This window comes from Nocardia sp. NPDC059240 (genome assembly GCF_042753865.1).
Classification (GTDB): domain Bacteria; phylum Actinomycetota; class Actinomycetes; order Mycobacteriales; family Mycobacteriaceae; genus Nocardia.
In genome coordinates this window covers 468,853-490,072 of the sequence record NZ_JBHZAC010000008.1, presented here as the reverse complement: position 1 = coordinate 490,072, position 21,220 = coordinate 468,853, and the positions used below count along the sequence as shown (strand labels likewise).

At 67.8% G+C, this 21,220-nt stretch carries 21 protein-coding genes; 6 read left to right on the top strand and 15 right to left on the bottom strand.

The genetic code is table 11. The features are described 5' to 3' along the window. Positions 1-165 precede the first annotated feature (165 nt). From ACFXHA_RS29875 to ACFXHA_RS29860, 4 genes are all read right to left on the bottom strand, one after another. Positions 166-438, bottom strand: a complete 273-nt coding sequence (locus tag ACFXHA_RS29875) for a hypothetical protein (RefSeq protein ID WP_379362289.1) — start codon at positions 436-438, stop codon at positions 166-168. A gap of 38 nt (positions 439-476) precedes the next feature. Continuing rightward, entirely contained in the window at positions 477-1,448 is a 972-nt protein-coding gene (locus ACFXHA_RS29870; RefSeq protein ID WP_379362288.1) for an alkaline phosphatase family protein, read from the bottom strand. A gap of 94 nt (positions 1,449-1,542) precedes the next feature. Continuing rightward, complete coding sequence (locus tag ACFXHA_RS29865; RefSeq protein WP_379362287.1) at positions 1,543-2,565, bottom strand: alkaline phosphatase family protein; 1,023 nt, start codon at positions 2,563-2,565, stop codon at positions 1,543-1,545. A gap of 367 nt (positions 2,566-2,932) precedes the next feature. Beyond that, entirely contained in the window at positions 2,933-3,535 is a 603-nt protein-coding gene (locus ACFXHA_RS29860) for a TetR/AcrR family transcriptional regulator (RefSeq protein WP_379362286.1), read from the bottom strand. Between the two features lie 174 nt (positions 3,536-3,709). Between ACFXHA_RS29860 and ACFXHA_RS29855 the strand changes: the two genes are divergently transcribed. The 3 genes from ACFXHA_RS29855 to ACFXHA_RS29845 all read left to right on the top strand — a co-directional run bounded on the left by ACFXHA_RS29855 (position 3,710) and on the right by ACFXHA_RS29845 (position 6,092). Then, a complete protein-coding gene (locus ACFXHA_RS29855; protein ID WP_379362285.1) occupies positions 3,710-3,853 on the top strand; it encodes a hypothetical protein in 144 nt (47 codons plus the stop codon). A 94-nt stretch (positions 3,854-3,947) separates the two neighbouring features. After that, positions 3,948-4,916, top strand: coding sequence for an alpha/beta hydrolase (locus ACFXHA_RS29850; RefSeq protein WP_379362284.1), 969 nt, complete (start codon positions 3,948-3,950; stop codon positions 4,914-4,916). An 87-nt stretch (positions 4,917-5,003) separates the two neighbouring features. Then, a complete protein-coding gene (locus ACFXHA_RS29845) occupies positions 5,004-6,092 on the top strand; it encodes a family 43 glycosylhydrolase (RefSeq protein ID WP_379362283.1) in 1,089 nt (362 codons plus the stop codon). A gap of 8 nt (positions 6,093-6,100) precedes the next feature. Here ACFXHA_RS29845 and ACFXHA_RS29840 read toward each other — a convergent pair whose 3' ends face one another. Further along, positions 6,101-6,976 carry a sigma-70 family RNA polymerase sigma factor gene (locus ACFXHA_RS29840; RefSeq protein WP_379362282.1) on the bottom strand — a complete coding sequence of 292 codons (876 nt, stop codon included), beginning with the start codon at positions 6,974-6,976 and terminating at the stop codon, positions 6,101-6,103. Between the two features lie 186 nt (positions 6,977-7,162). Between ACFXHA_RS29840 and ACFXHA_RS29835 the strand changes: the two genes are divergently transcribed. After that, entirely contained in the window at positions 7,163-8,800 is a 1,638-nt protein-coding gene (locus ACFXHA_RS29835) for an MFS transporter (protein ID WP_379362281.1), read from the top strand. On the opposite strand, the gene ACFXHA_RS29830 is transcribed toward ACFXHA_RS29835, so the two are convergent. The 3 genes from ACFXHA_RS29830 to ACFXHA_RS29820 all read right to left on the bottom strand — a co-directional run bounded on the left by ACFXHA_RS29830 (position 8,769) and on the right by ACFXHA_RS29820 (position 11,312). Next, a complete protein-coding gene (locus ACFXHA_RS29830) occupies positions 8,769-9,341 on the bottom strand; it encodes a DUF4126 domain-containing protein (protein ID WP_379362280.1) in 573 nt (190 codons plus the stop codon). The two genes, ACFXHA_RS29835 and ACFXHA_RS29830, sit on opposite strands and share 32 nt — an antisense overlap. A gap of 49 nt (positions 9,342-9,390) precedes the next feature. Then, positions 9,391-10,095 (bottom strand): flavodoxin family protein, encoded by a 705-nt coding sequence (locus tag ACFXHA_RS29825; protein ID WP_379362279.1) that lies wholly within the window; start codon positions 10,093-10,095, stop codon positions 9,391-9,393. A 65-nt stretch (positions 10,096-10,160) separates the two neighbouring features. Then, positions 10,161-11,312, bottom strand: a complete 1,152-nt coding sequence (locus tag ACFXHA_RS29820) for a YihY/virulence factor BrkB family protein (RefSeq protein WP_379362278.1) — start codon at positions 11,310-11,312, stop codon at positions 10,161-10,163. A gap of 122 nt (positions 11,313-11,434) precedes the next feature. Between ACFXHA_RS29820 and ACFXHA_RS29815 the strand changes: the two genes are divergently transcribed. Beyond that, positions 11,435-13,144: a DEAD/DEAH box helicase gene (locus ACFXHA_RS29815; protein ID WP_379362277.1), complete on the top strand. Its 1,710-nt coding sequence runs from the start codon at positions 11,435-11,437 to the stop codon at positions 13,142-13,144. Between the two features lie 45 nt (positions 13,145-13,189). Here ACFXHA_RS29815 and ACFXHA_RS29810 read toward each other — a convergent pair whose 3' ends face one another. Next, positions 13,190-13,489, bottom strand: a complete 300-nt coding sequence (locus tag ACFXHA_RS29810) for a DUF1905 domain-containing protein (protein ID WP_379362276.1) — start codon at positions 13,487-13,489, stop codon at positions 13,190-13,192. A 109-nt stretch (positions 13,490-13,598) separates the two neighbouring features. Then, the gene (locus ACFXHA_RS29805; protein ID WP_379362275.1) at positions 13,599-14,387 is read right to left on the bottom strand and encodes an AraC family transcriptional regulator; all 789 of its coding nucleotides are present in this window, start codon (positions 14,385-14,387) and stop codon (positions 13,599-13,601) included. A 55-nt stretch (positions 14,388-14,442) separates the two neighbouring features. Between ACFXHA_RS29805 and ACFXHA_RS29800 the strand changes: the two genes are divergently transcribed. Then, positions 14,443-15,018, top strand: coding sequence for a class I SAM-dependent methyltransferase (locus ACFXHA_RS29800; RefSeq protein ID WP_379362274.1), 576 nt, complete (start codon positions 14,443-14,445; stop codon positions 15,016-15,018). On the opposite strand, the gene ACFXHA_RS29795 is transcribed toward ACFXHA_RS29800, so the two are convergent. The 5 genes from ACFXHA_RS29795 to ACFXHA_RS29775 all read right to left on the bottom strand — a co-directional run bounded on the left by ACFXHA_RS29795 (position 15,006) and on the right by ACFXHA_RS29775 (position 21,202). Beyond that, positions 15,006-15,554, bottom strand: coding sequence for a hypothetical protein (locus tag ACFXHA_RS29795; protein WP_379362273.1), 549 nt, complete (start codon positions 15,552-15,554; stop codon positions 15,006-15,008). The two genes, ACFXHA_RS29800 and ACFXHA_RS29795, sit on opposite strands and share 13 nt — an antisense overlap. 1 nt (position 15,555) lies before the next feature. Next, positions 15,556-17,289 (bottom strand): DEAD/DEAH box helicase, encoded by a 1,734-nt coding sequence (locus ACFXHA_RS29790; RefSeq protein WP_379362320.1) that lies wholly within the window; start codon positions 17,287-17,289, stop codon positions 15,556-15,558. 301 nt (positions 17,290-17,590) lie between these two features. Beyond that, positions 17,591-17,785, bottom strand: a complete 195-nt coding sequence (locus ACFXHA_RS29785) for a hypothetical protein (RefSeq protein ID WP_040809921.1) — start codon at positions 17,783-17,785, stop codon at positions 17,591-17,593. 486 nt (positions 17,786-18,271) lie between these two features. Then, positions 18,272-20,095: an acyl-CoA dehydrogenase gene (locus ACFXHA_RS29780; RefSeq protein ID WP_379362272.1), complete on the bottom strand. Its 1,824-nt coding sequence runs from the start codon at positions 20,093-20,095 to the stop codon at positions 18,272-18,274. 69 nt (positions 20,096-20,164) lie between these two features. Beyond that, positions 20,165-21,202, bottom strand: a complete 1,038-nt coding sequence (locus tag ACFXHA_RS29775) for an AraC family transcriptional regulator (RefSeq protein ID WP_379362271.1) — start codon at positions 21,200-21,202, stop codon at positions 20,165-20,167. Between the last annotated feature and the right edge of the window lie 18 nt (positions 21,203-21,220).

Here is a 21,220-nt window from a genome sequence, read left to right as displayed (position 1 = left end):
GCGGTATTCTTTCTCGTTCGCCGGCATAAACACCCCCACCTTGTTGCCAACTACCCCCACAACCCTGTTTACAAATGTGCCTACACCGCGCCTAAAAAACACCGCCCCGGCCGTGGGGGGCCCGCCCGGGACTGTGCGGTCATCGATCAGTGACCGCTGAAAAGGTCAGTGACCATTGGAATTGCTGCCGCTGGACCCGCCGGACGCCGAGCCCGAGGAGGCGGATCCCACCCCGGTGAGCAGCCCGCTCAGCCCGTCGAGCGAGCTGGCCGAACCGGTCAGGATCTGCCGCATATCGTCCACGGTGTCGGCGGATCCGGTGGTGATCCCGACCGGGACCACCGCGGGTGCCGCCGTCGCGGTCGCGGCGGCGCACAGCGGTGCCGCGGCGAGGGCCGCGACGGTGACGGAGGTGGCGAGGAATGAACGAGTGAACATGTCGACCTTCTTCACGCTATCGAAAATGGTTGTGCTGATTACGGATTGAACGAGCCGGTGCCGGGCAGCAGCGCGGAGGAGCCGCTCACCGGCGGTGGAGTGGCCGTCACCATCGACGTGCCGTCCAGCCCGCTCGGCACCGCGACGCCCAGCAGCGTCAGCACGGTCGGGGTGATATCGACAATGGAGAAGCGGCCGTTGGTCGCGCCCGCCGCGAAGCCCGGGCCGCGCGCGATCACGAAATTCGCGGTCTCCTCGGCGGATTGGCCGCCGTGCCCACCCTGGGGCTTGTTGCCGGTCCCGGTGGTGACCAGGATGGTCCAGCGCTCCTTCGGGTGTGCCGCGGCGCGGGCGTCGATCGCGTTCACGATCTTGCCGACCCCGGCATCGGCCTTGGTGATGGCGTCCAGGTAGCCGGGCTTGGCCGAACCCTTGTGCCCCGCGCTGTCGACCGAATCGAAATCGACGAACAGGAAATCCGGTGCGTCCTCGGTGACGGCGGCCGCCGCCCGATCCGCGGTCGCGCTGTCGGCGACGTTCGGGTCGGAGGCGACGACGTTCACATCCACGTTCGGATTACCCGATGCGGCGGCGTCGGCCAGCGCCGACCAGGTCACCACCGATTCGGTTCGCAACTGCGGCTTGGCCTTCTCCAACTGCGTGAACACCGTCGGATAGGTGGCGAAGGCGTCACCGTCGAAGCTGGTGATGTGGTGCTTGGTGTCCCACACCCCCGTCAGCGCGGTGGCCCAGATCGGGATCGAATCGGTGGCGTGCGGTGCGATGGAGGTCTGGCCGACGGTGCCCTGGGTGGCCAGCTTCAGCAGATTCGGTGCGCCGGACTCCTGGATCTTGGCGTAGAGCGCGCCGTCGAAGCCCAGCACGACCACCTTGTTGACGGTCGAATCCGCCTGTGCCGCAGTCGTATCGAGTGTTCCGGCGGCCAGTGGCAGCGTCGCCGCCGCGAGCAGGACCGCCGCGCGGGTGCGGCGGGATGTCTGTGGTTTCATGGAGTTGTCTTTCGCGAGTGGATTTCTCGTTCACCGTGGGGGAAACCGGAGGCCGGCCCGTACCGCGTGGAGGTGGGCTGGGCCGGCATCCGGGTCAGTTCTGGTCGGTGGGGATTGTCAGTTCGGTGGCGTCGTCGCTGATGGAACCGTTGCCCGAACCGGTGCCCGGCAGATCGATGCCGAAGGATCCGGTGCTCGGCGGGGTCGGGCCACTGTTGTCGATCACCGACTTGCCGTCGAAGGCGGTGGTGCCCTTGACGCCCAGCAGCGCCAGCGCCGTCGGGGTCACGTCGACCAGCGAGTTCTTGCTGTTGGTGGCTCCGGCCTTGAACGACGGACCACGCGTGATCAGGAAATTCGCCGTCTCGTCGGCGGATTGGCCGCCGTGCCCGCCACCCGGCTTGTGGCCGTGATCGGCGGTGACCATGATGTTCCACTTCTCGTTCGGGTGGGCCTTGGCGCGCGCGTCCACCGCGGCCACGATCTTGGCGACCTCGGTGTCGACTCGCTTGACGGCATCGAGGTATTCGCTCGATGCGCCACCGTGCCCGTGCCCGGCCTCGTCGACCTGATCGAGATGCGTGAACAGGAAGTCCGGTGCGTCGTTGGTGACCGCGGCGGCACTGGCGTCGGCGGTGGCCGCGTCGAGCTTGGCCTCGGTGGGATCGTTTGCGGGACCGGCCGTCGCGATATTGACGTCGGCGTGCTTGTCACCGGATCCGGCGATGATGGCGATCTTGTCCCAGGAGGCGATGGACTCGGTCTTCAGGTTCGAGTTGGCGGTCTCCAACTGGGTGAACACGGACGGGTACTTGGCGAACGGGTCGGCGGTGAAGTTGTTGTCGTAGATGCCGTGCTTGGTGTCCCACACGCCGGTCAGCACGGTCGCCCAGGACGGGCCGGAAATGGTGGTGTGCGGTGCGATCGAGGTTTGCCCGAGAGTGCCTTCACTGGCCAGTTTCAGCAGGGTGGGTGCCTTGGCTTCCTGGATTTTCTTGTACATCGTGCCGTCGAGCCCGATGACGACGACCTTGTTGACGGTCGCGTCGGCCGTCGCGGGTGCGGCGCCGCAGAGACCCGCCAGCAGGGGCAGGGCCGCAAACAGTGTGATGGACAAGGGATTCAGGATGTTTCCATTTGAGAGTTTCACGGTCTAGACCGTGCCAAGTCGCACCGTGATTGGTCCAGACCTATGAGTCAGAGTTCATCGATGGTTCATCGGGACCGGCCGGAATCGGTGCGCCGCAAGCCAATAGCTAAATGATTGCCAGTTGGCCGGGTGACCACTGTCGGGGACAGTACCGGCCGCCCGGTACCAGCGGGTAGCGTGCTCGATGCCGCCCGGATGCCCGCGCCGGCTCAGGGATGCTCGGGGCGCGCTCCGGATCCGATGTCGCACAACGCGCTCGGATCCGGCTGCGGTGGCCGAGTGTTCATCTGGCGCTACTTCCCCCGGAATCTAACGCAATGCTAGTAACCGCTGGTCAGTTCTCGGTGCTGGTGACGCGGCTGAGCAGATAGTCGTAGGCCGCGACCACCCGCTGGTCGAGTTCGTCCAGGGGGACGCCGATATCGCGCGCCACGACCTCGCGGAATATCGCGTACCCGGTAATCGTGGCCGCCGTCAGTACATGCAATGCCTCGGCGTCGACATCGGGAGGCAGTGCCCCATAGGCTTTGTCGCGCTGCAGCGCCGCCGTCATCTCGTCGGGTTCGCTGAAGATCGACAATTTGTCGTCGCCGTCCAGGGCGAGCAGGGCCATGAATGCCACCCATTTGCCGGTTAATGCGGCCTGCAGCAGCCGGCGCCGGCGTTCGGCGAACGGTACATCCCAGTGGTCCGGCGAGAGGGTGCCCAGCGCCGAGAATCGGTGCGCCAGCGCGGCGCGCAGCAATTCCTGCCGGTTGCCGAAGAGCTGATAGATCTGGCCGCGATTGACATTCGCCTCGGCCGCAACCTCGTTGAGATTCAGCCCGGCCAGCACGCCGTCGCGTTCCAGCAGCCGCTCGACCGCGTCGAACAGGTCGGCTTCGGTACGCGCGCGATCGCGCTTCTTCCGCGGCCGCGGCTTGATCGGCTCTTCCATGGGAGAAATCTTGCCGCATACCGATATGTATCCGGCGCTGGCGTGCCGCTTTCTATCGGTGGGGCCCGCCCGAGGCGTTACCGGAGATTAGCTGTGATTGTCATCATACTAACGGAACGCTAGTAATTGCTGAATGTTCTCTCTAGCATTGCGATCGCTCCACCGTTTTGTTCGATGTACGCGAAAGAGAAAGGCAGTCAATTGATTCCAGTCATCATCGACACCGGTAGTGCCGCTTTCGGCGGACTTTTCAACACGCTGGGAGCCGCCATCGGCGGTGTCGTGAACACCTTGTGGACGGGCTCTTTCGGCCGCTAGCCGACCCGATCCACTGACCCGGCGGGTGATCGGCCCACCCCTCGTCAGGGGGCCGGTCACCCGTCCGGATCCGAAGAACTCCGAGGAGATCGCGATGGACGGATTTCGAGCCCGCGCACTGATCGTCGCGTGCGTGGTGGCCCTGGGAAACCTGCTGGTGAACGCGATTCCGGCGGCAGCCGACGACCGGCACCTCGTCCTCGAGGTGTACTCCGCGGTCATGGACAGAACGATCAAGGTGGAGGTCCAGCGGCCCGCCGACACTTCTGTGCCCCGGCCGGTGTTGTACCTGCTCAACGGCGCGGACGGCGGTGAGGGGACCGCCAATTGGGATGCCCGCGCACCCCAGGCCCTGGACTTCCTGGCGGGCAAGGACGTCAATGTGGTGCAGCCGATCGGCGGCATGATGAGCTACTACACCGACTGGCGCGCCCCGGATCCGGTGCTGGGCGTGAACAAATGGAAGACGTTCCTCACCGAGGAACTGCCGCCGGTGATCGACGCCGCGCTCGGCACCGACGGGAACAATGCCATCGCGGGTCTGTCCACCTCCGGCACCTCGGTGCTGCAACTCGCGATCGCCCGGCCCGGCCTGTACCGCTCGGTCGCCGCCTACAGCGGTTGCGCCCAGATCAGCGATCCGCTCGGCTACGCCTTCGTGCGGCTGGTCGTCTCCCGCGGCCAAGGCGACAGTGACAATATGTATGGCCCGCAACATGATCCGATGTGGGCGGACAACGACCCGTATGTGCACGCCGATCAGCTGCGCGGGCTGAACCTCTACATCTCCAACGGTTCGGGCCTGCCGGGCCCGCACGACACCCTCGACAGTCCGTACGCCCTGCCCGGTGTCGACGGGCTCGCGAATCAGATCACCGTCGGCGGGGTCATCGAGGCCGCCACCGACTATTGCAGCCACAACCTGCAGACCCGGCTCAACGCCCTCGGCATCCCCGCCACCTACGACTTCACCCCAACCGGGACACATTCCTGGGGCTATTGGCATGACGCCCTGATCAATTCGTGGCCCGTGCTGGCGCGCGGCCTCGGACTCCCGCAATAGCCCGCGAAACGCCGGGGCGGGCTGCGAATGATCAATTGCGCGGCGGGCGTGTCGGAGACTGGATTCTCGACATCTGGTGGAGGCGGCATGACGGGCTGGCGGACGACGCTCGGAGTCATCGGGGCGGTCCTGCTGTGCCTGACCGCCTGGCCCACCCTGCCCCGCGCCGCCGCGCTCGGACCCGACCACGAGGAATTCACCAATCCGATCCTGGCCGCCGGCGCGGATCCCAGTCTCACCTACTACCAGGGGCGATTTCACCTCGTCCAGGGCGACAGCTTCAACAACGACAATGTGGTGATCCGCACGGCCGACACCCTCGGCGGCCTGGGCGACGCGCCACCGGTCGTGGTGTGGCGGCACCCGGACTGTCCCGCGCCCGCCTGTACCAAGATCTGGGCACCCGAACTACAGCGCATCGGGGACCGCTGGTGGATCTATTTCGCCGCCCAGGACAGCGATGATCCCGACACACATCGGATGTACGCACTGCGCTCGACCGGCGACGATCCGGCCGGGCCCTACGAATTCGCCGGGAAACTCGACCTGCCCCGCACGGTCGCCATCGACGGCGTCTACCTGGCGTATCGCTCGCAGGGCTATTTCCTGTGGTCGTGCCTGCGGCCCGACGACGAACTGGTGCAGGAGATCTGCGCGGTCCGCATGTCCGATCCCACGACGCCCGTGGGCGCGGCCGTAGCGATCGCGACCCCGACCGCCGCCTGGGAAACCGTGCCCAACGAAGCCGACCGGCTCATCAACGAGGCACCCCAGCCGCTCGCCGCGCCCGACGGCACCCTCTATCTGACCTATTCCGCCAACGCCAGTTTCGACGACAGCTACCGCCTCGGCCTGATGCAACTCGCCCGCGGCGGCGATCCGATGGACCCGGCGGCCTGGACCAAATCCGGGGGTCCGATCCTGCCCGGCGGACCGGGCGCGATCGCCCCGGGCCACAACGGCTTCTTCACCGTCGACGGCCACCCCTGGATCACCTATCACGCCCGCCTGGACCCCGGCACCGGCTGGGCCGGTCGCAGTATTCGCGCCCAGCCCATGACCTTCGGCCCCGACAACCGCCCACGCTTCGGCATGGCGGCCCGCCCCGGCGTCACCATCACCGTCGGCACCGACCGGACCCCGATGGCTTCGGACCCCGGCGGCACCGTCAAATAGGCTCCCGCTCAGGCGGTTTCGAGCAACTCGATATCGAGTCCGGCCAGTTCCTCCGTATCGGCGCGCAGATCGATGGCGGTGACCTGCCCGTCGACGACGGTGAAGGTGAACACCACCTTCGGCTTGCCGGCGATGGCCCAGACCGCGCCGATCGCGCCGTCGATGAGCGCGAGGCGGGTGGCCTTGGCCCGGCCCGCGAAGGTCGCGGCCACACCGTCGCGCCCGGACACCAGGGCCTCCGAACCCATCCGAATCCCGGCCGGGTCCGCGCGGAAGACCGCGTCCGGGGCCAGCAGCGACAGCAGGGCCTGAAAATCGCCGCCGCGCGACGCGGTCAGGAAGGCGTCGACCACTTGGCGCTGACGGGTGTTGTCGGCGGCGGGCGCGGGGGAGCCCTGCACGCGCCGGCGCGCGCGGCTGGCCAGCTGCCGGGCCGCGGCGGGCGTCTTGTCCAGGATCGGGCCGATCTCGTCGAACGGGATCGCGAACAGATCGTGCAGCACGAAGGCCAGCCGCTCGGCGGGAGCGAGCTGATCGAGCACGACCAGCAGCGCCAGCCCGATCGAATCCGCCTGCAATGCTTCGTGTTCCGGATCGGGGGCATGCGCGGGCGGGGCCGGGAGATGCTGATCGTCCTCGGTGATCGGGTCCTCGCGGCGGACCTTGCGCGACTGCAGCATGTTCAGCGAGACCCGCGCCACCACCGTGGTCAGCCAGGCGGCGAGATTCTCCACGCTGTCGGAGTCCGTGCGCTGCAACCGCAGCCACGCCTCCTGCACCGCGTCCTCGGCCTCGCTGGTGGAACCCAGCAGCCGGTAGGCGACGGAACGCAACTGGGTGCGATTGGCCTCGAACTGCTGCGCCAGCCAGGCGTGATCGGTCATGGTGTCGGTCCTTCCGCGGTCGGTGTCGACTCTTCGACCGCGCGCGGCCCGAAAGTGTGACAGCCCCGCATTACCTGAACAGAGCTGAACCCGCGGCCTACACTTGGCTGCGGATCGGCGGCGATTCCCGGTGCGCGGAGGCCGGGCTCGACTCCGCGATCGTAACCGTCATGGGGGGCGGAAGACGTGAGCGACAATACTTTTCGCGACGGACAACTCGACGACGCCGACTCGACCGCGCTGGTGCGCCGACGTGACCTGGCCTTCTGGGCCGGGCTGGCACTGACGATTCTCGGTACGGCCCTGCACTTCCCGATGTTCCTGCAAGCCCGGGACATGAACTATCGGCTCGCGGGCATGCGCATGGACAACGCCATGCTGGCCGGGATGGCGTTCATCCTGATCGGGCTGGCGCTCACCACCTACGGGCTGGTGCCGGTCGGCGCGCACCGGGATCGAGTGGCGCGCTTACGGGTTCGCGCCCTCGACGACGCCCCGATCGGGCGCGTCCACATCGTGCTGCTGCTGGTCATGGCGACCGCTATCACCATCGATGTCATGAAACCCACCACCCTGGCCTTCGTGGTGCCCGGCGTCGGCCGCGAATACGGATTGAAGTCGCCGACCCATCCGGCCGGCGATCTGCCGGTGGCACTGCTGCCGCTGGCCGGGATCACCGGCACGGTCCTCGGCTCTTTCCTGTGGGGCTGGCTCGGTGACCGCATCGGCCGCCGCGCGGCCATTCTGCTGGCGGGTGTGGTGTTCGTGGCCACCGCCATCTGCGGGGCCATGCCCAGCTTCGAGCTCAACCTGGTGATGTGTTTCATCATGGGGCTGGGCGCGGGCGGCATGCTGCCGATCGCCTTCACCCTGCTCGCCGAGACCATTCCGGCCCGGCATCGCGGCTGGCTGCTGGTGCTCATCGGCGGCGATATCGCCGGGGCCTACATCATCACCAGCTGGCTGTCCTCGACCATCGGGGAAACCTACAGCTGGCGGATCATGTGGCTGATCGGCTTCCCCACCGGCCTGCTGCTGATCCTGCTGACCCGCTGGATACCCGAATCACCGCGCTTCCTCTTGGCTCTCGGCCGCGACCGGGAAGCCCAGGAGGTGCTGCGCCGCTACCACGCGGAAGCGATACCGGTCGAGGAATCCGAGCTGGCCGTCGAATCGAAGTTGCGCGGCGGCTTCGAACGGCTGCTGCGCCCGCCCTTCACCGGCATCAGCATCGTGCTCATCCTCACCGGCCTCGGCGTCGGCCTGGTCACCTACGGCTTCCAACTCTGGCTGCCCACCAACCTGCGCGCCCTCGGCTACACCGGCGTCACCGCCGACCGCATCCTGCGCGACTCCGCCCTCATCGGCCTACCGCTCAATTTCGTTGTCGCCTACTGCTATCACCGCTCCGCCAAATGGACGATGGTGGTGTTGAGCGCCCTGCTCGCACTGTCCCTGTTCGGCTTCGCCGCCCTCGGCACCCACGTCACCGACCACCGCCTGGTCCTCAACGCCCTACTGGTAGCACCCATCTGGGGCGCGAACTCCGTCGTCGCCGTCCTGGTCGCCTACAGCGCCGAGGTCTACCCCACCCGATTCCGTTCCCGCGGCAGCGGTCTCGCCGCCGGCACCAGCAAAGCCGGCGGCGTCCTCATCATCGCCCTCGTCGTAGCCGCCGTCGCCACCCCCTCCATCTACGTCACCGCCCTGCTCGGCGCCATCCCCATGGCCCTGGCCGCCATCGCGGCCACCTTCTACCTCGTCGAAACCCGCCGCCGCACGCTGGAAGACATCACCGCCGCCGAACTCGACCCCGCCACTTGACGATTGCGATTCCCGGGACGATCAGGAGGATCAGCAGCGCGAGGAAGGCGAGCACGGGTAGGGCGAAGGCCAGGACCGTCAGGATCAGGGAGACCGTGTCCTCTGCGGTCGAGACGACCGGATTACCCAGGCCCGCAGTCGTTCCCGTGACGACGGGGCGGGCTACCGTGCGGCCCACGTGCACGCTGCCCGCGGTGAGCGCACCCAGGATCGCGGCGGCCGTCGGCGAGAGGTGGGACGACAGACTGGATTCGGCGGCGAACAGGACGGCACCGGACGCCGGGGCGACGAGGGTGCCGATGCCGTGGAGTACCGAATCCAGCGCTGGGATCTTGTCGCCGATCAGGTCCACGACGAACAGCACCCCGATGACGATCAGGGCGGGGATCGAGGACAGCCAGCTGTAGGAGTGGCCCAAGTCGATCCAGCCGAAGCGGTCGGCCAGGCCCGCTGCCAGGAGAGGCAGCCAGGCATTGAGGCCCGCTGCCCCCGAGAGGCCGAACGCACCCAGCACGGCCCCCACGGCCGAGGTGATCTCCATGCCAACAGTGTGAGGCCACGGTCCGACAGTGGGGGTCCGGCGCGCGAGGTCAGCGGTACTCGGGGTTCTCGAAGTCGAAGCGGCAGCCCGCGTCCCAGGCGGAGCGCTGATTGCCGTGCACCGGAATACCGTTGGCGTCCTTCAGCATCCGGGCCAGGTGCAGCAGATTCCAGGTCATGAAGGTGGTATTGCGGTTGGTGAAGTCGTTGTCCGGACCACCCGAACCCGGATCCAGATAGGAGGGCCCCGGCCCGGCCTCACCGATCCAGCCCGCATCCGCCTGCGGCGGAATCGTGTACCCGAGGTGTTGCAGGCTGTAGAGCACGTTCATGGCGCAGTGCTTGACCCCGTCCTCGTTACCGGTGATGAGACAGCCCGCGACCCGGCCGTAGTAGGCGTATTGCCCGGACTCGTTGAGCAGATGCGAGTTGCCGTAGAGGCGTTCGATCACCTTCTTGGTCACCGAACTGTTGTCGCCCAACCAGATCGGGCCCGCGATCACCAGGATGTCGGCGGCCATCACCTGCCGCTGCAGGGCGGGCCAGGCGTCGGTGGCCCAGCCGTGCTCGGTCATATCCGGCCAGACACCGGTGGCGATGTCGTGGTCGACCGCACGAATGTGATTGACCTCGACACCCTGCTTCTCCAGGATGTGCGCGCTGACATCGATCAGCCCCTGGGTATTGCTGATCTCCGGAGAACGCTTGAGAGTGCAGTTGATGAAGAGCGCACGCAGGTCGCCGTAATTCGTCATGCCCGGCAGTGTCGGGCACCGGCCCCGGCGTTACGGCCAGGCGCCGATCCGCTTGCGTGTCACGGTTACTGCGGGGTCGGGCGGCGTGCGGTATCGGTGTGGATGCGCAGCGGCGTGGTCGGGAACTGATCGGTGGGCGGGTCGATCGGCATGGGCGGATGCTGCACCGGTGCACGCGAGGCGGGCGGACGCGAGGCGGGCGGCTGCGGTGCGGACGGATCGGGTGCCGGAGCGGGAGTGCGGTGGCGTTTGCGGGCATTCCACCAGTGCCGCAACTGTTCCCAGCGGGTGGCACGCGCAGGCCAGAATTCCTCCACGCTGGCATTGAATTCCGCGCCCAGGATAATCGAGAAACCCAGGAAGAAGGTGAACAGCAAGAAGGCGATGGGGGTGGCCAGGGCGCCGTAGGAGATGCCGTTGCGGGTCACCCACGCCAGATAGCGGCGCAGCCCCTCGCTGGCGGCCATGAAGAAGACGCCCGCGACCAGCGCCCCGCCGAAGAGCCGATGCCACGGCAGGGTGCGGTGCAAAGCTGTTTTGTACAGGAAGGTCAGCCCGATGATCAGCAGCAGGCCGGTGCCCGGGTAGTAGAACGCGTCGATGAGCCGCAGCCCCGGTTCACGCCAGGCATGCGGCAACACCCGCCCGACCAGCGTCGGCCCGAGCGCGATCAGCGGGAGGATCAGCACCGCGATCACCAGGAACGCCACATACAGCAGCAGCGCGAAAATCCGCTGCCAGATCGGATGCCGCGCGGTCGCCTGCCCGTGCGCGGCGGTGATGGCGTCGACGAAGGTGGCCATGGCCGAGGACCCGGCCCACAGCGACAGCACGAAGCCGACGGAGATGATGCCGCCGTGCCCACGCTGCAGCACATCGTTCACCGTCGGCTGGACCAGCGTGTCGACCACATTGGGACTGAACGCCTTCCGCGCGAAGCTCAGGATCTTGGCCTGCACGATATTGACGGTATTGGGCCCGAACCAGTGACCCACGTACCCGAGACTGCCGAGCAGACCCAGCAGCAGCGGTGCCAGCGAGAGGGTCTGCCAGAACGCGGCGGCGGCGGATTTGGCGAAGATGGAGTCGTCCCACGCCTTGGCGCCGACGTGGACGACGAGCTGCCGGACCCGGCCCCAGCGTGTGGCGGCGAGCACGACGGGCGTTCCCTGGACGGGCGCGTCGGCGTGTTGCTGAGATTCGTCGTGCGCGTTCATCGTGGCTCAAGCATCGCCTACCAGCGGTTCGAATGGGACCAGTCGCGCAATGTGTCGTGGCGCACTCGAAGGGGCTGTGTCGGATTGGAAAGCTGTCGGTTGCACTGGCTACTCTCTACCGAGTGACTTCGGGTGGTGGCGGTTCTCTACGTGCGTGGCAGCGCAGGGCTCTAACCAAGTATCTGACTGCCAAGCCACGCGACTTCCTTGCGGTCGCGACACCTGGCGCCGGCAAGACGACGTTCGCCCTGCGAGTGGCCGCCGAATTATTGAACGACCGCACGGTCGATCAGGTGACGGTGGTCGCGCCCACCGAGCACCTCAAGCACCAGTGGGCGGCCTCGGCCGCGCGCACCGGGATTCAGCTGGACCCGAACTTCTCCAACTCGACCGGCTCCACGTCCTCGGACTATCACGGTGTCGTGGTCACCTACGCGCAGATCGCGTCGCACCCGTTCAAGCATCGGGTGCGCACCGAGAACCGCAAGACGCTGGTGATCATGGACGAGATCCATCACGCCGGTGACGCCAAGAGCTGGGGTGAGGCGGTCGAGGAGGCGTTCGGTGACGCCACCCGCCGCCTGCACCTGACGGGTACCCCGTTCCGCAGCGACGACTCCAAGATCCCGTTCATCACCTATGAGGCCGACGAGTCCGGCTTCGAGAAGTCGCGCGCCGACCACACCTACGGCTACTCCGAGGCGCTCGCCGACGGGGTCGTCCGCCCGGTCGTCTTCCTCGCTTACTCGGGTGAGGCGCACTGGCGTGACAGCGCGGGTGAGGAGTACTCGGCCCGTCTGGGTGAGCCGTTGAACGCCGAACACACCGCCCGCGCCTGGCGCACCGCCCTCGATCCGGCCGGTGACTGGATGTCGAAGGTGCTCACGGCCGCCGACACCCGCCTGCGCCAGCTGCGCGCCACCGGCATGCCCGACGCCGGCGGCCTGGTGATCGCCACCGACCAGGACAAGGCGCGCGACTACGCCGAACTGCTGGAACATATTTCGGGCACCAAGCCGACCATCGTGCTGTCCGACGATCCGGATTCCTCCAGCCGCATCGGCGAATTCAGCAATAACACCGACCCGTGGATGGTCGCGGTGCGCATGGTGTCCGAGGGCGTCGACGTGCCGCGCCTCGCCGTCGGCGTGTACGCCACCAGCGCCTCGACCCCGCTCTACTTCGCACAGGCCATCGGCCGTTTCGTGCGTGCCCGCAAGGCCGGTGAGACCGCCAGCGTGTTCGTGCCCTCGGTGCCGGTGCTGCTGGACCTGGCCGCCCAGCTGGAACTGCAGCGCGATCACGTCATCGGCAAACCGCACCGCGAGGCCAGTGAGCTCGACGACGAACTGCTCATCGACGCCAACAAGCAGAAGGACGAGCCCGGCGAGGAGGAGAAGAAATTCGTCGCCCTGGCCGCCGACGCCGAGCTCGACCAGGTCATCTACGACGGCGACTCCTTCGGCACCGCCACCTTCTCCGGCAGCGATGAGGAGGCCGACTACCTGGGCATCCCCGGCCTGCTCGACGCCGACCAGATGCGCACCCTGCTCCGCGAACGCCAGTCCCGGCAGCTGGCCGACCGCAGCGCGGCCGCCGCGGCCCCGGCCGGTCCGTCGGCGGAGGCCGCTGCCGAACGCGCCGCCACCTCCGACCGCCTCGGCGAACTGCGCCGTGAACTCAACAGCCTGGTCGCCATGCACCACCACCGCACCGGCAAGGCCCACGGCGTCATCCATGGCGACCTACGCCGCGAATGCGGCGGCCCCCCAACCGCACTCGCGACCGCCGATCAACTCACCGAGCGCATCGCCGCCCTGCGCCGCATCTGATCACCCCTCGGCATCCCGGCGGACTTCGGCCGGGGATGCACCCCATCACGCGATCTGTAGCTCGATCTCGACCCGGTCGCCGACGGTCAATCCCTCGGCGACCCGCACGGCCTTCTTCACCGGCAGCATGAAGGTGCCGTGCTTGCTGCTGGGAAAGATCGAGGTGGACCAGCGGGTGGCACCCACTGTGACCTTGACCTTGATCGAGCCGAATCCTGCGGCGGTGTGCCCGAACTGCTCGTCGATATCGTCGGCGACGGACTCGGGCAGGCTCACGAAGAACCACGATGCCTGAGCCTCCCACTCCCAGAGCTCGGCGGTGAACGAGTACGCGGGGTTCGCCATGCCGCTGACCGTAGCGCCGGTGACCGACAGAATCCGCAGAGGCCGCGGCGGGCCGGCGGGGGCAAGGCGATTCGCGGGTAGAGCGGCGGGTCAGCGGGTGCGGGGTGGGTCAGCGGGTGAAATAGCGCGCCGGGGAGACACCGACCTCGCGGCGGAAAGCGGCTACGTACGCGCTGGGTGTGGCATAGCCGACGCGGGCCGCGATTCGCGCGACCGGCAGCCCCGCCGCCAGCAGCGGCAGTGAGGCCGCCAGCCGGACCTGGGTTCGCCACTGGCCGAAGGTGATTCCTGTTTCGGCGAGGAAGCCGCGGGCCAGGGTGCGCGGGCTGGTGGCGACGGCGGCCGCCAGTTCGGCCAGGGTGCGTGGGTCGGCGGGATCGGCCCGCAGGATCTCCGCGACCTGCCGCGCGCGTGACTCCTCGGGAGTCGGCGCACCGACCGGCACGAACTCCACCGGATCGAGCAGGTCGAAGACCACCGCCTCGGCGCGTTCCCGCTGTTCGCGGGTGGTGGTGTCGGCGGTGAGATGTAGGAACAGCTCGTGCACGAGCCTGCCGACCCGCAGCATGGTCGGTGCGGGATAGGCCACCGGCGAGCGGTCGGGCATGAGGTAGATGCCGTGCATGACCGCGCCCTCGAGGGTGCCGGTGCGATGCCGCGTCCCGCCCGGAATCCAGAGCGCCCGCGTCGGCGGCAGCACCCAATGCCCGCCCGCGGTCTCCACGGTGATCACTCCCCGTGCCGCCCAGGCGATCTGATGCTGCGGATGCTCGTGCTCGTCGAACCAGTGCCCGGCGGGCAGCGTGCCCGCCCCGAACACCATCGCGGTCGATCCCGCCGGAGCCGCGAGTACCGGCGCCCGCGGCGGGACCACCGGCCGATGGCTGTTTGACGACACAATCTGTCACCATAGTCTGTCGCGGCCACCCCGGCCGCTGCCTAGCGTTTCAGCCATGGCAATGAACTACTTCCACCAGCTGTGCTGCCGCTCGAGCATGTGGGAGCGCACCAGCGCCACCCGCATCGTCCCCTGGGCGCTGAACGGACTCGACCTCGGCGACCGCGCCTTGGAGATCGGCCCCGGCTACGGCGCGAACGTGCGCACCCTGCGCAGCCGAGTCCCGGATCTCACCGGCCTGGAGATCGACCCGGCCCTCGCCGCCCGCCTGCGGGACCGACAGGCGGACCACCTCCGAGTCCTGGAGGGCGACGGCACCGCGATGCCCTTGCCCGACAAGGATTTCAGCTCGGTCGTCTGCTTCACCATGCTCCACCACGTCCCCTCACTCGCCCAGCAGGACGATCTTTTCGCCGAAGCCTTCCGAGTGCTGACCCCAGGCGGCGTCTTCGCGGGCAGCGACGGCCTCGACCGTCTCGTCTTCCGCCTCATGCACCTCGGCGACACCTGCGTCCCCGTCCCACCCGCCACCCTCACCGCCCGCCTGACGCGCGCCGGTTTCGCCGATATCGAGATCGAAACCGCCGCAACCATGTTCCGCTTCCGAGCCCGCCGCCCTCAGCCGAAATAGGTCGCCGCGTCGAGGACCTCGAGGGGTGTCCAGCGGGGGATCGAGGTGGGGGTGGTGTCGTCCATGTCGGGTGGGGTGTTGCGGTAGCCCTGGAGATCGAGTGCGAGCCAGGGGTTTTCGTCGATGAGGCGGACCACGGCGTAGCAGGTGGCGAGCACGTGCAGGCAGCGCGGGCTGCGGGCACGGCAGGAGCAGTCGGTGGCGGCCAGGATGGGTGCCACCGAGAGCCCGGCGGCGAGGACCGCCGCATGCAGATCGTCGCCGAGGACGAGGGTATCGCCGGGGACGATCCGCGCCAAGGCCTCGATCGTGGTGCGGGGCAACGGGGTCAGTTCCAGATGGGTGATGGATGCTTCGGTGCCGCGGTGGATGTGGGCGCGCACGATGGTGCCCTCGAGTTCGGTGCGGACGCCGTTGTTGCGGGCGATGCTGCGGGCGCGGGGGAGCAGTGGCTCGGGTTTGGTGAGGCGCAGGGGTTCGGCCAGGCGGACCCAGTCCTTGCCCCAGGTGGTGTAGCCGAATTCGTTGTCGGGCAAGTCAGTTCCCTCGCTTCCGGCGCAGCAGTTCCATGAGTCGTTCGTCGTCCAAGCGGGCGAGTTCGGCGATGCCGGTGGCGTCGGTGAGGTCGGTGAGCGCGGACTTGCGGTCGTGCATGCCCGCGATGTGTTCCTCGATGGTGGTGCCCGAGGTCAGCGTGGTGACGGTGACGGTGCGGGTCTGTCCGATGCGGTGTGCGCGATCGGAGGCCTGCGCTTCCACGGCCGGGTTCCACCAGCGGTCGTAGTGGATGACGTCGGCCGCGCGGGTCAGCGTCAGCCCGGTGCCCGCCGCACGCAGGCTCAGCACCAATATCGGTGGCCCGTCCGGGGATTGGAAGTCGGCGACGATGGCCCCGCGCTGCTCCTGGTCGAGCCCGCCGTGGAAGAACGGCACCCGCACCCCGAATGCCTCGGCGCAATGCCGCACGAGCAGCTCACCGGTCTGCCGGTACTGCGTGAACACCAGCGTGGGAGCCGCCGATTCGAGATTGCCCGCGAGGATGTCGGCGCAGACGTCGAATTTGCCGGACCGCCCGGCCAATTCGCCCAGCTCCCCGGTGATCAGCCCCGGGTGATTGCACACCTGCTTGAGCTCGGTCAGCACCGCGAGCACCCGGCCGTGCCGTTGCACCCCGGTGCCGAACCCGGTGCTCTCGGCCCGATCCAGCAGCTGGTCGTAGAGCAACTCCTGCTCGGGCGTCAGATCGCACACCAGATCGCAGTGGATCTTGGGCGGCAGCGACGCCGCCACCTGGGATTTGCGCCGCCCCAGCACGATCGGCTCGATGGCGTCGCGCAGCCGCAGCGCCGCCGGGGCCGAGCCCTCGGTGATGGGCCGCACGAACCGCCGCCGGAACTGCGCTTTGTGCGTGAATTCGCCTGGCACGATGAGATTCAGCAGCGCCCACAACTCGTCGAGATGATTCTCCACCGGCGTGCCGGTCAACGCGATCCGCGCGTCCGCCGTGATCGCCCGCGCCGCCTTCGCCACCTGGGTGCGCGGATTCTTGAGCACCTGCGCCTCGTCGAAAACCACACTGGCCCACTGCCGCCCGGCCAGCGCCTCGCCGTGCCCGCGCAGCGTCGGATACCCGGTCACCACGATGGTGCCCGCCTCCGCCTCCGGTGCGTCGCCGCCGCGCCAGGCCACCGCCCGCAGTCCGGGCGCGAAGCGTTCGATCTCGTGTGCCCAGTTGCCGACCAGCGAGGTGGGACACACCACGAGTTGTGGTCCGTCCCCGGCCTTCCCGAGCAGATACCCGATGGCCTGCACGGTCTTGCCCAATCCCATCTCGTCGGCCAGCACCGCGCCGCCGTGCGCGGCGGTGGTCTCGTTCAGCCAGGTGATCCCGCGCGCCTGGTACGGCCGCAGCTCGGCCTTCAGCCCGGAGCGCAGTTCGGCCTGCAGCGCGATGGTGTCCCGCAGCGCCCGCAGTGCGCGACCCGCCGACACGACGGCGTTCCCGGTAGCGTTCGGGACGGCGTGCGCGGCGGCGGGCAGGTGCCGCGCCTCGACGTCCGTCTCGAGGGCCTGCCGTAGTAGATGTATCGATTCCCCGGGATTTTCGATAGCAAGAGTGCATAACCGTTCTGGTTCCACCAGAGCGCATTCCACGTCCGTGACGCCGATGCCGTCCCGGTCCGGAACGGCCAGGGCGAGGGTCTGGACCTCGCCCACGTTCTTCGGTGCGCGTCCGGGGCCGTGGCCGTTCCACGTCCAGAGCGCGAGCATGTGTCGATCCTGCAGATAGGTGGCGTGGGAGGTCGGCGGCATCCATCCGTTGTACCCGGCCGATCTCGCCGTGCGTACATGACGATCATCGCGTTGTGCACCCCGGGATCGACGTGTCTTCGGCCACTTCCCAGGCCCGCGAACGGTGCTGTGCGGCACCGTGACCAGCCGATATATACAACAGCAGCGGGCGACCTGCTGGTCGCCCGCTGCCGGGTTTTCTGTTGGGAAGATTCAATTGTCGAGCGGGCTCCTCGAAGGCGTGCGACTCGGGAAGAGTCCCTCCGAGTTGGAGGAGCTGTTAAAGCGCCGGTGCCGACTCCGTGTCGATCACGGCCTCGAGCGCACGGAGACGGTCCATGTGCTCGTTGGCGTGATGCTGGCAGAAGAGCAACTCTCCACCTGCGGGAAGCGTTGCGCGCACGCGCGCAGCTGCCCCGCAGCGGTCGCAACGGTCGACCGCGGTCAGTGGGGTGCTTGTCAGGGTTCCTGGCATGACTCCTCCGTCCTGGCTCCTGGTGCTTGCACACCATTCGCCTGGTGTGGGGGTTCGCGGACCTTACCGCGAACCTCGCTACCGCTACTTCCCAGCAGTGGCTGATGACTACTCTGTCAGACGTTCGGCGGGCGGGCTTTGTTCCCGTTGAGTTTCCCGTGTGTTTTCAGTAACACGACCTGGGATTTCGCTGAAAGCGAACAGGTCCTGGGAATCGGTCGCGGGGGAGTGGTCACCTGCCGTTCGGATGCACTGATCGAGTTGTCTACCGGGAGACTACCCGCGCCCACCGACGCTCACACTCCGATTGGTTCTTGTGGCCGGAGCGCCAGCAAACCGTAATCAAGGCGGGTGGATCGCGAACCCCGCAGCGACCGGCGTGACCTCGTCACACCGGCCGTTCGGTATACGGGAGGGGGGTAGAGCGGGGTGTCGGTTGTTCGCGGAGCGCGAACAACCGCCGGGACGCAATTGCGGTGTGCGCGCTCAGAACCAGGATTCGTCGAGCTCCAGGGTGGTGCGGTCACCCGAGTCGAGCAGGTCGAATTGCGCTGCGGTGCGCGGCAGTTCCCACCGGAAGAAGTAGCGGGCGGCCAGGAGCTTGCCCTGTCGGAACGCCGTGCGGTCGCGATGCTGGGCGTCCTCGGCGGGCAGTGTGTGCGCGGTCACCGCCTGTTCGAGCCAGATCCAGGCCAGCACCACGTGACCGAACGCCTCCAGATACACGGCTGAATTGGCCAGGGCCGCCACGGGATCGCCGTTGCGCCACAGACCCGCAGTGGTGGCCGTCAGGCGCGTGGTGGCGGCTTCCAGGGCCGCGGCGAACCCCGCGAGTTCGGCGTCGCCGGTGGCGCGGGCCGCGGCGATGGCGACGCTCATTGTTTCGAGCAGCACGGCCAGGGCCGCGCCGTTGTCGAGGGTGACCTGGCGGCCCAGCAGATCCAGGCTCTGAATGCCGTGGGTACCTTCGTGAATCGGGTTGAGCCGGTTGTCGCGATAGTGCTGTTCCACGTCGTAGTCGCGGGTGTAGCCGGCCCCGCCGTGGATCTGGATGGCCAGATCGTTGGCGGTCAGGCACCACTGGCTCGGCCAGGACTTGGCGATCGGGGTGAGGATGCGCAGCAGGGTGGCGGCCCGGTCGCGCGCGGGTTCACTTGTCGCGGTGCGCTGTTCGTCGACGAGTTTGCCGCAGTACAGCGCCAGTGCCAAAGCTCCTTCGGCATAGGACTTCTGGGCCAACAGCATGCGCCGCACATCCGGGTGCTCGATGATCGGCACCTGCGCACCGCCGCGCGCGGAGACCGAGCGGCCCTGCGGACGGCTGCGGGCGTACTCCAGGGACTTGAGGTAGCCGGTGTAGCCCAGCGCGGTGGCGGCCAGGCCGACGCTGATCCGCGCCTCGTTCATCATCGTGAACATCTGCGCCAGACCGTGATTCGGTTCGCCGACCAGATACCCGATCGCGCCCGCCTCCCCGCCCGGGGTGAAGTTGCCGTCGCCGAACACGGGCGCGGTATTGACCGTGCCGCGCCAGCCCATCTTGTGATTGATGCCCGAGAGCGCCACATCGTTGTGCACGGTCGCCTTGCCCTCGGCGTCGGGCAGGAACTTGGGCACGACGAAAAGCGAGATGCCGCGGGTGCCCTCCGGCGCGCCCGGGATGCGGGCCAGCACCAGATGGATGATGTTGTCCGACAGTTCGTGATCACCACCGGAGATCCACATCTTGTGCCCGAACAGCCGGTACGCACCGTCCGTCGCGGGCACGGCCCGGGTGGTGATATCGGCCAGGCTGGACCCGGCCTGCGGCTCCGACAGCGCCATGGTGCCGAAATTGCGGCCCTCCAGCATGGGCCGCACGTAGGTGTCGATCTGCTCCGGGCTGCCGTGCGCGGCAAGCAGATTGGCATTGCCGGTGGTGAGCATGACGTAGGCCGCGCTGCCGACATTGGCGGCATGGAACCACGACATGCAGGCGGTGTAGACCGAATGCGGCAGCTGCATGCCGCCGATCTCGTAATCCATTGCCGCGCCGATCATCCCGGATTCGGCGAACGCCTTCAGCGCCTTGCCGACCGCGGGGATGATGCTGACCCGCTCGCCGTCGAAGGTGGGTTCGTGCAGATCGTTCTCGCGATTGTGCGGCGCGAAGTAGGTCGTCGCCAGATCCTGGCACAGCTGCAATACCTGGTCGAAGGTCTCGCGGGAGTGGTCGGCGAAGCGTTCGCGCCCGGTCAGCGCCGTCACGTCGAGCCAGTCGTAGAGCAGGAACTCGAGATCACGGGCGGACATGATGACGGACGAATTCATGCTTCCTCGCAGGTTCGGCTACACGGGTCGTACCTGCCGGTCTACCAGATCCCGTCTGTCCGGTTTCCGTCAGCGGGTGCGGACGGGGGCGCGGCCCCGGTGCAGCCGGCCGAAGTGCCCCGGTGATTGGCCCTTCCAGGTGCGGAACGCCGAGGCGAAGGCCGATACGCTGGCGTAGCCGAGCCGGTCGGCGGCCTGTTCGACGGTGAGGCCCGCGATGAGCAGTTCCTCGGCGAGCATGCCGACGGTCTCGAGGCTCAGCTCGCGGAAGGTGGTGCCCTCCTCCGACAGGCGGCGGCGCAGGGTGCGCACACTCACGTCCAGGTCGGCGGCGATGCGGGCCTGGTCGGCGGAGCCGCCGTGGCGGATGAGCAGCTGACGCACCCGGCCGGACAGGCCCGAGCGGCTGTGGCGCGACTCCATCAGGTCGGCGCACTGCTGCTCGTAAAACCGGGCGGTCGACAAATTTGCTTGGGGTAGCGGCAGTTCCAGGGTGCTGGTCTGAAAAGCCATGCGCGACTGCGGAACCGAGAACAGCACCTCCTCGACCCCGAACACCGCCCCGAACATCTCGTAGATCGGATGCGCGTCCACATAGAGCTGCACGTGCACGGCGGGGATCCGGGTGGGGATGAGGTCCTGCTGGATGGTGGCGATGGCCGCGAGATCGCGCTCCAGAGCGAAGCGGCGGATCTCCGGCGGCAGCATGCTGTCGTCGCGCAGCACCCACACCTCGGCACCGTGATCCTCGCTGTGATGCCGGGCGGCGGAGAAGGACAGATCCGCGTAGCGCAGCGCAATGTCCATGGCGTGACGCAGATTCGAGCTGCTCATCAACGCGAAGCCCAGCACGCCGAGGGTCGGCGGGTGACACAGCAGACCGGCCAGCAATCCCATACCGGGTTCGTCGTCCACGGCCTCGACCACATTGCGCATCACCGAGAACTCTTGGCCCATGGTGATTTCGGCCGAGGGGTCGTGCAGATTGCCCTCCCTGATGCCGGTGTCGCGCAGCACCTCCGGCAGTGGGATGCCCCGGCCCACCGCGAAATCGGCCAGCAGCGCGGTGCTGGTGATGGAACGCAGTGGTGCCAACTCTTCCGTCACTCAGGAAGTCTCGCAAAC